General features: G+C 46.0%; 1 protein-coding gene. It reads left to right on the forward strand.

The window, feature by feature from the left end; translation table 11 throughout:
* Positions 1-45 precede the first annotated feature (45 nt).
* A partial coding sequence (locus KNP76_RS15710) for a hypothetical protein (protein WP_214845055.1) occupies positions 46-311 on the forward strand: 266 nt, incomplete at its 3' end.

Genomic DNA, 311 nt, shown 5'->3' on the forward strand with positions numbered 1-311 from the left:
TGGGCACTCCTTATCTTCGATATCTCGTGAAGGGACGAAAACAACATGCAGCGACCACGAATGACCAAGCCGAATGACATACCAAAACTTCTGACGATTGCCGACCTTTCTGTCCGTTGGGATATGCCACGACAAAGTCTGCACGACAAAAAAGGAGAGGTCAAATTCCCTCTCCCAGTACAATATGTCGCGAACAATCGGACGGCACTCTTCCTCGAAAGTGACATCATCGAATACGAAAAAGAGAATCCGTACATCAAGACAAGAGCACAACGAGAAGCGCGACGGAATTTCATTTTCAAGTTGTATAT

The organism is Exiguobacterium sp. s150 (assembly GCF_018618435.1).
Taxonomy (GTDB): Bacteria; Bacillota; Bacilli; order Exiguobacteriales; family Exiguobacteriaceae; genus Exiguobacterium; species Exiguobacterium alkaliphilum.